The sequence below is a fragment of the Aphanothece hegewaldii CCALA 016 genome, assembly GCF_003007785.1.
GTDB classification, from domain to species: domain Bacteria; phylum Cyanobacteriota; class Cyanobacteriia; order Cyanobacteriales; family Microcystaceae; genus Chroococcus; species Chroococcus hegewaldii.
Genome location: NZ_PXOH01000060.1, coordinates 1 through 11,034, shown reverse-complemented (window position 1 = coordinate 11,034; position 11,034 = coordinate 1). Strand labels below are relative to the sequence as shown.

The 11,034-nt window shown below is 41.5% G+C and carries 17 protein-coding genes; all 17 read left to right on the top strand.

The annotated features are described in order from the left end of the window. Window positions 1-341: hypothetical protein (locus C7H19_RS26015; protein ID WP_181280733.1), on the top strand; the 341-nt coding region annotated here is incomplete at its 5' end. An 88-nt stretch (window positions 342-429) separates the two neighbouring features. Continuing rightward, complete coding sequence (locus C7H19_RS26010) at window positions 430-591, top strand: hypothetical protein (RefSeq protein ID WP_181280732.1); 162 nt, start codon at window positions 430-432, stop codon at window positions 589-591. Beyond that, window positions 581-1,180 carry a siphovirus Gp157 family protein gene (locus C7H19_RS24160; protein WP_245927762.1) on the top strand — a complete coding sequence of 200 codons (600 nt, stop codon included), beginning with the start codon at window positions 581-583 and terminating at the stop codon, window positions 1,178-1,180. The genes C7H19_RS26010 and C7H19_RS24160 overlap by 11 nt, the downstream gene beginning before the upstream one ends. After that, window positions 1,177-1,416, top strand: a complete 240-nt coding sequence (locus C7H19_RS24155; protein ID WP_106459467.1) for a hypothetical protein — start codon at window positions 1,177-1,179, stop codon at window positions 1,414-1,416. The genes C7H19_RS24160 and C7H19_RS24155 overlap by 4 nt, the downstream gene beginning before the upstream one ends. Window positions 1,417-1,440: 24 nt before the next feature. Then, entirely contained in the window at window positions 1,441-2,205 is a 765-nt protein-coding gene (locus C7H19_RS24150; RefSeq protein ID WP_106459466.1) for a hypothetical protein, read from the top strand. A 50-nt stretch (window positions 2,206-2,255) separates the two neighbouring features. Continuing rightward, window positions 2,256-2,486 carry a hypothetical protein gene (locus C7H19_RS24145; protein ID WP_106459465.1) on the top strand — a complete coding sequence of 77 codons (231 nt, stop codon included), beginning with the start codon at window positions 2,256-2,258 and terminating at the stop codon, window positions 2,484-2,486. 105 nt (window positions 2,487-2,591) lie between these two features. After that, a complete protein-coding gene (locus C7H19_RS24140; protein WP_106459464.1) occupies window positions 2,592-2,798 on the top strand; it encodes a hypothetical protein in 207 nt (68 codons plus the stop codon). A 266-nt stretch (window positions 2,799-3,064) separates the two neighbouring features. Then, window positions 3,065-3,241, top strand: a complete 177-nt coding sequence (locus C7H19_RS26005) for a hypothetical protein (protein WP_181280731.1) — start codon at window positions 3,065-3,067, stop codon at window positions 3,239-3,241. Between the two features lie 214 nt (window positions 3,242-3,455). Next, window positions 3,456-6,401, top strand: a complete 2,946-nt coding sequence (locus C7H19_RS24135; protein WP_106459463.1) for a DEAD/DEAH box helicase — start codon at window positions 3,456-3,458, stop codon at window positions 6,399-6,401. Window positions 6,402-6,413: 12 nt separating this feature from the next. Then, complete coding sequence (locus tag C7H19_RS24130) at window positions 6,414-6,743, top strand: hypothetical protein (protein ID WP_106459462.1); 330 nt, start codon at window positions 6,414-6,416, stop codon at window positions 6,741-6,743. Between the two features lie 106 nt (window positions 6,744-6,849). Next, window positions 6,850-7,779, top strand: coding sequence for a hypothetical protein (locus tag C7H19_RS24125; RefSeq protein WP_106459461.1), 930 nt, complete (start codon window positions 6,850-6,852; stop codon window positions 7,777-7,779). Between the two features lie 56 nt (window positions 7,780-7,835). Next, complete coding sequence (locus tag C7H19_RS24120) at window positions 7,836-8,045, top strand: type II toxin-antitoxin system HicA family toxin (RefSeq protein WP_106459460.1); 210 nt, start codon at window positions 7,836-7,838, stop codon at window positions 8,043-8,045. After that, window positions 8,029-8,355, top strand: a complete 327-nt coding sequence (locus C7H19_RS24115; RefSeq protein WP_106459459.1) for a WGR domain-containing protein — start codon at window positions 8,029-8,031, stop codon at window positions 8,353-8,355. The genes C7H19_RS24120 and C7H19_RS24115 overlap by 17 nt, the downstream gene beginning before the upstream one ends. A 22-nt stretch (window positions 8,356-8,377) precedes the next feature. Next, a complete protein-coding gene (locus C7H19_RS24110; RefSeq protein ID WP_106459458.1) occupies window positions 8,378-8,776 on the top strand; it encodes a DUF1257 domain-containing protein in 399 nt (132 codons plus the stop codon). An 11-nt stretch (window positions 8,777-8,787) separates the two neighbouring features. Beyond that, window positions 8,788-8,979, top strand: a complete 192-nt coding sequence (locus tag C7H19_RS24105) for a DUF2997 domain-containing protein (protein ID WP_106459457.1) — start codon at window positions 8,788-8,790, stop codon at window positions 8,977-8,979. Between the two features lie 157 nt (window positions 8,980-9,136). Continuing rightward, on the top strand, window positions 9,137-9,358 hold the full coding sequence (locus tag C7H19_RS24100) for a KTSC domain-containing protein (RefSeq protein ID WP_181280730.1): 222 nt from the start codon (window positions 9,137-9,139) through the stop codon (window positions 9,356-9,358). Beyond that, a complete protein-coding gene (locus C7H19_RS24095) occupies window positions 9,355-10,956 on the top strand; it encodes an AAA family ATPase (protein WP_106459455.1) in 1,602 nt (533 codons plus the stop codon). The genes C7H19_RS24100 and C7H19_RS24095 overlap by 4 nt, the downstream gene beginning before the upstream one ends. Window positions 10,957-11,034 lie beyond the last annotated feature (78 nt).

The following is an 11,034-nucleotide window of genomic DNA, read 5'->3' as shown; positions in this document are numbered from 1 at the left end:
TGTATTCGGTTAATTACGAAGGAACACTAGACAAGTTCATCAACCAATACTCAAGCAATCATCAATCTCTTCCCGTTGCTGGCACTCAAACAAAGATAACATTATCTCGCCAGTATCATAATTGTCTCGACGAGATTCGTAGAAGCCTAAATCTTGGGATGTATGGAAATGCTTTTTATGGAGTTGTTGAGCTTAGACGCATTGTGCAAATGCTCAAGCTTGACAATAGGCTTGGCGATGCTCTCAATGATCTCCAAAGAGCGATCAACTCTAAACGCACCATTTCTAATGAGGAGGTTAAAGTTCTAAAGGAAGCAGTCGCCACTCCGTCAACGACTTGAGATAAACAATGAACAAGTTGTTCGTGACTTGTAAACCTTGAAAAATGCTACGCATTTTAAGTTATTGCATTTCATTGATTAACTTAAAATGCGTTCTATCATTTCTAAATCTCATCATAACTCATCTAACCCTGATATACGTTTATCTTCATCAGAAGATGAGGAAAAACAAATCGCACTTCTAGAAAAAGAGTGGAAAGAACGTCAAATGTATATAAATGATGACAGAGGGTTTTACTGTGGCTACTAATTTTACTACGGGAGAAGTCCCTTTGAACGACTTGGAAAGTAATTTTCGTTCTATGTCCTTGCGAGAACTTTCATTTGAGGCGGCGCAAATTGCGGAACTTACTTCTGAAAATGAACCTGACGAACTAACGGAAGAATTACAAAATTATCTCAGAGATGCAACTGCCGCTAAAGTCGATGGCTACTGTCTGTTTGTCGATTATTTAAAAGGTGAAATCGAAGCTTGGAAACTCAAGCGCTCTGCGCTCGATGAAATGTGCGATCGCATTATTTTCGCCAAAGAAGCTCAACTCAAAGCTCTTAAAGAAAACATCTTGCGTCTACACGCTCAGGGATTGATCGATTACAACCTCAAGGGGAAGGACAAAGCTATAGAAATCCGCCTTAATTCTAAGCCAACTATCGAGGTTCTGGGCAATCCTGAAAATTTACCCAAACAGTACCGAACTGCTAAATGGGTTGCTGATAAGGAAGCGATCGCCGCCGACCACATTGCAGGAGTTGATGTTTCTGGTTTTGCTAACGTCAGCTTCGGTAAACAAGTTCGTTTCAAGAATGCACCACGTAATAAAAAGGAGAAAAAATCATGACCTATGAAATCTATGGGGAGATCGCCCAAGAAGAGTATTTTCGGACTGAAGCTGATGCTGCACTAGATGAAGAAACTGAACGAGTTGCTGACATGAACTCATTAGGTGAATCCGATGGTCGCCGTCACAAACTTCCACAACATCCTGAGCAGTTCATCTACTGGCAGGGTTATTGTGATGGACTTCAGCAGTTTTGGTACAAAAAATTAAAACTATCTATGCCAGATGAAATCTAAACATAATTTAGGAGTTTCTAAAAAATGTCTAAGATCATTATCCCAGAAGAAATCAGATCTGAGTTCCGTTTAGACAAAGAAGGTAAGGCTTTTTTATCGATACGAGCATCTGCAAGATTGCTTAACATAGATGATTCGGGTCTTGTACGGCATTTTCAGAGTGCTGAGAAAAATCCGACAAATCTAACTCAAAAGCTTATAGAAAAAGGGTTTCAAGTGCTGACTTTTTCCTTAGACGGCATCCCTGATGTAGCGTTTGCAGAAATTGCCGAATACTATGCGATGGATGCGGGGAAACGCTGCACTCAACAAGCCAAAATGGTCTATAAGGCGTTTGCCGCTATTGGTGTCCGTACATGGATTCAATCCGAATTGCATTGGCAACAACCCCAAGTTCAACATCTAACACCATCGCAAGCCTTATTACAATCAGTAATGATGTTAGTTGAAATTGAGCATAAATTAGCCATTCAAGACCAACGATTAATGGTGATTGAAGCTGAAAAGCAACAGGCAACCGAAGAATTGACCCGACTACCGTTAAGTTCTGATCTGGCTCCTTCCATTCCTCTAAGAGGCAAAATCAATATGATCGTTCGGAATAAAGCCCAACGAGATTTAATCTCCTACAATGCTCTTTGGTCTAAATTGTACCAACAAATGTACTATCGACTTTCTTACGACGTTAAAGCGCGTTGTCGTCATTCAGGGATGAAGCCATTAGACCAAATTGAGAAAGACAAAATGTTTGATGCTTTGTACGCCATCGCATCTGAGGTTTTGACTTGAGTCAAGAAGCGAGACAAAGTGCCAAAAATAATTAAAGGAATTTTACCACCATGCTATCACAGTACCCCGCTCTAGAAACAGCAGCAGAAATACTCAAAGAAAATCGCATGAGTTGTCAAGATATGAGTCTAGAAGCGATCGCACTTGTAATCGAGAATCATCTTGAAGAAATCATCGAGGACGCATTGAACAATCCAGAATATTTCTTCCGTGACACATATCGTTTTTGGCGTGATCTAGAAGCTGTAAAAGCGCTCGGAAGAGGCAAAAATCTAGATTGATATTTATTCTTCATTTAAACTTAGAGCCATATCGAGTTCTAAGTTTAAATATTATCTTTCTCATCTTAATATAATTTAAATTTGTTGTACTATAGGAGGAAATTTATGTCTTTCAAACTGACTAGAACTATCTGTAATGATTGGTTAATTGAGCATGGTTACACGAATTTTCGTGTCTCAAAAGAAATGCTTGAAGATGTTGAAACAAATGTTTTGTATTTAACAAGCGATACAGACAAAAAACATCCACTTTGTGACTTAGGATGGGTTGACTATATCGAAAAACTAGAACATTTCTTTCGTCTCGGATGAAATTAGAATAGAAAGAGCTAGAACTATGGTACATCGAATTGGTTCACCCGTCCCACCTTGGGCAATTGATGAAGAATTTTTAATCAGGGCTAATTGCGATTAGTTGTTCACTATTTAGGTAAATTTAAATAAGGATAGTCCCTACTTTCATAGTGGAGGTCGTGAATTGATAACACTCGGTATCAACATGATTAAGTTGCCAAAAAAAAGATTCAGAATTAGACATAAACAAATAGAAACAGCCTTCAATACATGAAAGAAAAATCATGAATAAATTACCATTAACTTCCAGTGAATTGCCATATTTTTATCAATTGGAAATGATGCAGCAGAAAATAATGATACAGGCAGAAATTCCAATGACTGAAGGAAAATTAGCTGCAATTCTTAATGTTATTCTTGCTAGTTATTATGCAGATCCACACTTGTTCCAGTTTAGTTAATGAGTTAGCCGATTATCTTCTTCCATTTTCTCAAAAAGCCTTTTTGAAAGTTCAGCAAGAACTTAATAGCGAAAGGCAATAAAATCGCTATTTATCAATAAGTACAAGAGAGATTTTCGGTCATTCTACGCGTTGATTTAAAAATAGGGATTGATAAAGTCTTGTCAATCCCTATTTTTAATTACATAATGATTTTAAGGAGAAATAAAAAAAAATGGCTTTAGACCACGCCTCACTCCGCAAAGCGGCTCAATCATTACCTTCACTCATCCCTGATTGGCTTGAGGTAGATCAATTTGTCTATTGGAAAGAAGAAAAAAGTATTGTCAAAATTTTAGGCTACATCGGTAACATCGTCAGGATCTTTAAAAACGGGGAAACATTCTCTGTTGAGCTTGAACAATTACAACCACTTGAACAATTCTCTCTCAATCCTTCAAATCTAGAAGCAATCGCCCATCCTCCATTCCGAGATATAGCACTACAATATATAGATGATTTAGCTCAGGTCAGGATCATTTCAGGAACGCAGCCCGATTTAAGACCCCTACCTCAGTCGATGCACCCTGTATTAAAAACAGCCTTCAGGCAGGTAGGCATCACACAATTTTATTCCCATCAGCAGATGGCCTGGGATGAATTAGAACAAGGACGCTCGATCGCACTTGTGACTGAAACTGCCAGTGGCAAAACCAATTGCTTTTTACCCCAAGCTTTTCAACTCGCATTGAATTCACAAAAGACAACGCTGCTAATCTATCCACTAAAAGCATTAGCATCCGACCAGATGGATAAATTGGTAACTCTAAACGAATCATTTCCTAAATCTTTAAGACTGAAAATTGCCCGTTGTACAGGAGATGTACCGCTCTTGCAGCGCAAAGGTTATTTTCGAGGAACAAAAAGTCCTGACATTATTCTGGCTTCTCCTGATGTTCTGCATCATCTGTTATATAGAACTTTCGATGGGGAATACGAATTATGGCGCGAGTTCCTTGATCGGTTGGAACTGGTCGTGATTGATGAAGCTCATGCTTATCTAGGAGCTTTTGGAATTCACTTTGCCAATGTGATGCGGCGGTTACGCCTGGCGCGTCACTATGCACGGAATACAAAAAGTCTTGACTCATTTGGACAGTCACGGACATCTCACGGGCTTGAACGAGTTCAAGCCCCGTGTCCTCCTTCATCTCAACAGATTAATTATGGAACTGATAGACCAACACAACAAGACTGTCCAAATGAGTCTAATTTTCATTTAGGAGCAAAGAATGAACCTAAGTGGGTGGTCAGTACGGCAACGATCGCCAACCCTCTTGAACTAGCCTCACAGTTTACAGGTCAAAGCGAAACGAAGATTACTTTAATTGATCGTAGTGGAGCCAGAAGACACGAACGCACCTTACTCACCTTCAAACCCCAATCGGCTCCTAATTATTTAGTGGCGAGTCTGGTGGCGAGTCTCTCCAATTTGGGACTCAAAGGTTTAGTCTTCGTTAACTCCCGTAGAACCGCTAAATCAATTTACTCTCTAATCCATGCTCAAACCAATGGCATAACAAGCGTTGATATCTTTCATGGTTCCTTACTTCCAGCTAAACGCCGTAATTTACTTGATCATCTTAGTCGAGGAAGTTTAAGTACATTAATTAGTACTAATTGCCTTGAAGCTGGAATTGATTTGGCCCTACTTGACTACGTAATCATCAGAGGCATTTGTAGTCTAAATAGCTTCTGGCAAAGAGGTGGTCGTTGTGGAAGACAAGCCCCTGGATTAATCATTTTTATCCCCGATGGTAGCAACCCAATCGATTACTATTATGCGATAAATAGCGATCGCTTTTTCTCTCAACCCGAAAAGGTGAAGCTCAACCCAAATTATCCGAGTATTTTAGCTCGTCATCTACTTTGTGCAGGAGCAGAAGGGGGCTTACATAGTCGCACAGTTGAAAATTATTTTGGGGAAAAAGGAGAAGCGATCACTGCCGAGTTGGTTAAACAAAGACAACTTTACTTGTCCGATAACGGCCAGTTATCCAAGCGGGGTTATCCCCACGGGGACATTTCACTGCGCGGGATCGTTCAAAACAAGATTGAATTAGTCAATGTCGAAACAGGGGAAGTCCTCGAAGAATCATCCCTTGACTTGGCTCACCGAGAATGTCACAAGGGAGCGATCTATATTAGTGCAGAAAATGGGCTTCTTCAACGTTGGCGTTGTTTGGAGCTTGATGCGGCTAATAGTAAAGCTGAACTAGAGCTTCTAAAAAATAGCGATACCAACGGCACGCAGGGCGCACGCATTACTAAACCAATGGTTGAGTTATTGGTCACGCCAGTCACTCAACTCGAAGAGGCCAAAATTAGACCGACTTTTGTTGAAGACGGCAACTTACGTCTTTCCTTTTGGTGGGGTCAAGTTAGCCAAAAAGTGAAGGGCTACTATGAGATAGCACAACTGTATGCCCCTGTCTGTTCTAATCGTTCCTGTTTACGTTACCATCAGCCGCAATCCGACGACCAAACTTATTGTGGAACTTGTCGTAAAAAGTTGTCTAAGAAATTAACTGATAAAGTTATTGAAGAAATTTGTTTTACCGAACCTTTGACGACTAGCTATGATAGCCCAATTCTTAGAATTGAGATTAACCATAAGTTAGCTTCCGCTATTTATACTGAAGCGGAAACTTGGCAAAAGACACTTATGCAAAAATACGGTAAGGAAGAAAATATTCCGTCTTCACTCTTGACCGTTTTTGACTGTAATTCCGTTCACTTGGCTCTACATTCGGCTTCCCACAGTTTGATTAAAGCCATTCCTCTATTATTTTTGGCTAACTCTAATGATGTTAGTAGTTTGATTGACGAACGAGACGTGCGAGGCGATAGCAATGCCAATCGTTTTGTCTGTTATCTATTTGATACGGTTCACGAGGGCTGTGGAACGACTGAGGCAATTTATGAGGATTGGGAAAGTGCGATTCAAAAAGCGATTTCACTTTTAACAAACTGTGATTGCGGAGATGTTGGTTGTCCCAAATGCCTGAGCGACCAACAGTGTCCAGAAGGAAATGAGGCTTTATTCAAGCCGTTGGGAGTTTGGTTACTACGGCAATGTACGGTCCAAAATGCTGACGCATTTTCAAGAGGCGATCGTTAATTCTTTAACATTATGAAAACAAATTCTCCTAATCTTGACTTAGGCTTTTTCTCATTAGACTTTTCCCACAAAGTCCTTTTAGCTTATCATCATCAAGAGATTTTTCCGAGAATGTCTGATTTCATTATTTCAATGGAGTCTTACATCAAAGCATTCAAGCCAGAATCAATTTTGGTTCTAGGTTCGGTGTCCCAAGATGATTACAAAGTTGTTGTCTCCTGGGCTTTTTCGCATTCTCCCGAACTCAAAAGAGAGACTTGGATTCCTCTTTCTTTCTGGATGCAGCAACAAGCCTCTTTAGAGCTAGAAAGATTTAATGAAAAATACAAAATAGCTGCGTAGTTTTTTCAATTTGTTTGTCTGAATTTTCCACAAAAACGTTTCAATCTCCAAGATAAGCTTGCGCTTTGAAAAGGGATTGATTCTTGTCATTTAAAGAGATAAAAATATGTCTACTAAAACTCAAACAACTCAAGTAAAGACGTTTGAATTTGAGCAAAGCAATTTTCCCTCGTTGCTGCTCTATGAATTTGAACATACTTGGAACAACATTACTCTTGACGCTCTCTCTCCTGATGAGCAAGAGGGCTTGAGCCGTCTAATAGGAGCATCAGGAATCGAGTCAAGTCCTGTCTATCGCCCTGAAGTTCTATTAATCAAAGCGGAAAGAGGGATCGTCAAAGGGGTTTACGGCCCAGGGCTGTTCCGCTATGGAGACTATATCGTTCTCAAAGTGGGTGAAAATGTAGCGCGTGTAGAGCAAGAAGGCGATCGCCTCTTGGTGGGCAAGCTCAAAGGCAAGATTACCGTCATTGAGAAAGAAGATGCCAAGAAACAGAAGTACCCTACGGCTTTCTGCACGTTCGTCGCCCCTGACAAATCCGTGTTTAAAGTTCGAGTTTCCCTCGATAGCCAACAGCAGGGCAAGGGCGCAGGTGAACTTGAAGCGACACTGGTTAACGAGGAATCAATCCTACCCTATTTAGGACAAGTTCCCTCGCCTGCGATTCCCATGCACGAATTAGGTGAAGGTGAGTTTGAGATCATCGGATTTTCCAAATATCAAAGCGAGAATGGAACTCGTCATAAGATCCATCTAGCTGACGGGAAAGTAGTCTGGGCAAGAGGCAATAGTGAAATGTTGCTCGACTCTGACTATACCAAACCCGAAGGAAAACCTTTAACCCTTGTCGTGAGTCATATTGAGGAATTTGCGCCCGACAAATTTAAAGTCGATAACGCCATCCGTGAGCGTCTACCTCGACTAACTGGCGTAACTGAATCCTTGGCTATTGAAACTCAGGCTCAGACCATTCTCGATGAAGATGAAATCGACAAGACAGAGTTTGAGGTAAACGACGAAGACGCACCCTTCTAAATCGAAAAAGACACCTTCTAGCATTTTAGAGGGTGTCTTTGATCAGGAGGTAAATCATGAAAGTTAAACAAATTCTTTACCTACTCAAAGCAGAAGGCTGGTACGTTTCGCGCTTTCGAGGTTCACATCGGCAACTGAAAAATGCCTCTATTGCTGGCACTGTGACAGTTTCAGGTCATTTAAGCCGAGACATTCATCCCAAGATTCTAGGAAGAATTTGTCAACAGGCAAATCTTAAAAAAATCAACTATGATTACTCGCCTTGAATTCGTCAATAATCAACATTACAAATTTTGGGAAGCGGAACTCACCGAGGGGTCTACGACTTTAATTACACGTTGGGGCAGAATTGGAACAAGAGGACAGAGTAAATCCTATCCGTTTGTTTCTTATGCGGCGGCTTCTCAACAATATGAAGAGAAAATAGCTTCTAAACGGCGTAAGGGTTATTCTGAAGTACGGGTGACTCCTCATGTTAGACCGCCCTCTCCTCCACCTCCAGTAACAATATCAGAACCAAAAGAGGAGCCGAAGACGCTCGGACACCGATCGCTCTCGCAATATATGTCCCTGTGAATCAATCAAGTCAAGGAGTAATATGTCACATTTTACGAGCATTAAAACACAATTTAAAGACGAAGCTGCACTCCGAGCCGCGCTTGAAGCGATGAACCTAAATCCACAGGTTCACAACACGCCAACCTTGCTCCGTAATACATGGAGAACTAAAGACTATGCGGAAATCATAGTTTTAAGAGAACAGTTAGGGTGCAATGCTGATGTGGGTTTTCGCCGCACTGCCGAAAGGTTTACTTGTAGTGCTGACGACTACGAGTTAGCGCGATCGCGTTATCCACAGTTCCGCTATAACATTATGGTGGAGTACCAAGCGGCTGTTGCCCAACAGAAAGGATATCAAGTTGTTGGACGACGCACCACTACTGATGGTCGAGTCCAGCTTCAACTACAAACTCAACAAATTCGTACCCGACGTTAAGGAGAAAAATAATGGAAATCTTATTAACCGTCAACAGAGATGGAAGTTCGGAGATCGAGGTCATCGGTGGAGATGGCAAAATCTGCCTCGAAAAGACAAAAGAGTTAGAAGATGCGTTAGGAGTAGTAGAAAATCGGGAGCTTAAACCCGAATATCGTCAGACAGTAACGCAACTTCATACGCAGCTAAGAAATCGACGATAAAATGCGATTTTCATTTGATTTCCTAGTCCCGATTAACTGATGACGATCGGGACTTATCTAATTTTTAATAGCAATTATGAAAAGGGGAAATTATCTTTTTCAATTTATTCAGTTAGGTGATGTCGAGCCAGAGCCAGTTCTTCAGGAGGAAATGTCAATGTTTCTTACTGAGAATCTGCCCTGCTCTGGGAGTAGCGTTATCCAAAAAATCGGTTACTGCGATCGTAGAGCCATCTTAGAAATTCACTTTCATCATGGCGGACGGTATCAGTATGAAAATGTCCCACGCTTCGTTTTCGATGGGATGGTGAGTACGAATTCACTCGGTCAATATTACAACCGTTGCATTAAAGGCTTTTTCGGAGGAAAAAAATTATGAACACTTCAATGATTGTCAATTTCTTTCGCGCCGCAATTCCCGTCATCTCATTAGATTCTCCTGCCCCTGAAGAACAATCCGTGTTAGAGAAAATTTGTTCCGATGTGGCAGATCACCCTAAGATTAAAGCTCCTGTTATGGCGTGGACTCTGGCTGATGGGATGCGATCGGTGACATATCATGCTGAATCGGGAATCAGTTATGCTGAAGTTAAAGGATCTAACAACCCAAATCACGACCCGATTCTATCGGCTCTTTCGTTTATCGAGCAACATCAACAAAGTGGAATTTTCGTATTGATCGACTTGCATCCTTATCTCGGCTCAGATCCGCATCGATTAGATCTAGCGATCATGCGAAAGTTAAAATCCCTCTGCTTCTCTCTAAAAGCAACGAAAAAGCGGATTATCCTGTTAGGTCAAGGCATAACGCTGTGTAGCGATCTATCGGGATTAATTTATGAGCAAAAAGTCGAACTTCCCACGTCTACTGAGATTCGAGAATCGTTTAATTTCTGTTTTGACGATTTAAAGAATCTGAAGTTTACAGTCGCTCTAGATGATGAAGCAGTCGATCGCTTGGTTCGTTCGGCTCAAGGATTGACCTTCGAGGAATACTGGAATGGTTTGCGATTGGCGACGATCGCTAACAATGGTCGGTTAGACATTACTGCAAGCGATCGGATTTATCAACTTAAAGTGGAAAAACTTCTCAAGCTGAATCTTGAGCTTTCACCCCCTCCCCCCGTTGAAATTGGTGGACTTGCCCCGCTTAAAACATGGATTGCCCAACGAACCAAACTATTTAATGCTGCCATGACCAGAACCGAAATCCCTAGTCCGAAAGGATTGCTGTTAGTTGGACTACCTGGAACGGGTAAATCTTTGGTTGCGAAAACGATTGGCTCTTGGTGGAATGTCCCAATCCTCAAACTAGACATAGGCAGCTTGATGAACAGTCTTGTTGGAGAATCAGAAGCGAATATGCGACATCTCCTCTCTACGGCTGAAGCTGTTGCGCCATGTATTTTACTGTTAGATGAAATTGATAAAGCCTTTGCTAGTGCAGGTTCTGGCTCTGTCTCTACCGATAGCGGCGTAATGATGAGGATGTTCGGCACTTTCTTGACTTGGATGGCTGATAAAGTTGCTCCCGTGTTTGTAGTAGCAACCGCTAATGATATTTCCGCCCTTCCTCCTGAACTCTCTCGAAAAGGCAGATTTGACGAAATCTTCTTCGTTGATTTGCCCAACGTCGCTGAACGAGCCGAAATTCTAAAACTACATCTGGCTAAATATTCGGCTCAACTTCAGAATCCTGAGATTGAAAGTTTAGCGATCGCTAGTCCTGAATTTTCGGGTGCAGAATTAGAAGCGGCTGTCACTGAGGCGGCAATTAAGGCTTTTGACTCTGAGCGTTACCCAGAGATCATGGCTAGTGATGTGAGAGAGGCGATCGCAAACACCGTCCCTCTTGCTCAATCTTATTTCAATAAGGTTCAGGCTCTACGAGAATGGGCAGCAACTTCGGCTCGACGCGCTTCAGAGGTTGAAGAAGTTAACCGAGGTTCCCGTCGGGTTTCGATGATTAATAATTAAGCTAGGGCGTGTCTGCAAACCTGTTATACTGAGTAATATTACTCATCGTTAATTGTTTATATGACCGCGAGTGCTAAC

Bases quoted from the DNA above. Each gene is read 5' to 3' on its own strand.
- C7H19_RS26010 (WP_181280732.1), top strand. From the start codon at position 430: ATGCGTTCTATCATTTCTAAATCTCATCATAACTCATCTAACCCTGAT.
- C7H19_RS24155 (WP_106459467.1), top strand. From the start codon at position 1,177: ATGACCTATGAAATCTATGGGGAGATCGCCCAAGAAGAGTATTTTCGG.
- C7H19_RS24150 (WP_106459466.1), top strand. From the start codon at position 1,441: ATGTCTAAGATCATTATCCCAGAAGAAATCAGATCTGAGTTCCGTTTA.
- C7H19_RS24145 (WP_106459465.1), top strand. From the start codon at position 2,256: ATGCTATCACAGTACCCCGCTCTAGAAACAGCAGCAGAAATACTCAAA.
- C7H19_RS24140 (WP_106459464.1), top strand. From the start codon at position 2,592: ATGTCTTTCAAACTGACTAGAACTATCTGTAATGATTGGTTAATTGAG.
- C7H19_RS26005 (WP_181280731.1), top strand. From the start codon at position 3,065: ATGAATAAATTACCATTAACTTCCAGTGAATTGCCATATTTTTATCAA.
- C7H19_RS24135 (WP_106459463.1), top strand. From the start codon at position 3,456: ATGGCTTTAGACCACGCCTCACTCCGCAAAGCGGCTCAATCATTACCT.
- C7H19_RS24130 (WP_106459462.1), top strand. From the start codon at position 6,414: ATGAAAACAAATTCTCCTAATCTTGACTTAGGCTTTTTCTCATTAGAC.
- C7H19_RS24125 (WP_106459461.1), top strand. From the start codon at position 6,850: ATGTCTACTAAAACTCAAACAACTCAAGTAAAGACGTTTGAATTTGAG.
- C7H19_RS24120 (WP_106459460.1), top strand. From the start codon at position 7,836: ATGAAAGTTAAACAAATTCTTTACCTACTCAAAGCAGAAGGCTGGTAC.
- C7H19_RS24115 (WP_106459459.1), top strand. From the start codon at position 8,029: ATGATTACTCGCCTTGAATTCGTCAATAATCAACATTACAAATTTTGG.
- C7H19_RS24110 (WP_106459458.1), top strand. From the start codon at position 8,378: ATGTCACATTTTACGAGCATTAAAACACAATTTAAAGACGAAGCTGCA.
- C7H19_RS24105 (WP_106459457.1), top strand. From the start codon at position 8,788: ATGGAAATCTTATTAACCGTCAACAGAGATGGAAGTTCGGAGATCGAG.
- C7H19_RS24100 (WP_181280730.1), top strand. From the start codon at position 9,137: ATGTTTCTTACTGAGAATCTGCCCTGCTCTGGGAGTAGCGTTATCCAA.
- C7H19_RS24095 (WP_106459455.1), top strand. From the start codon at position 9,355: ATGAACACTTCAATGATTGTCAATTTCTTTCGCGCCGCAATTCCCGTC.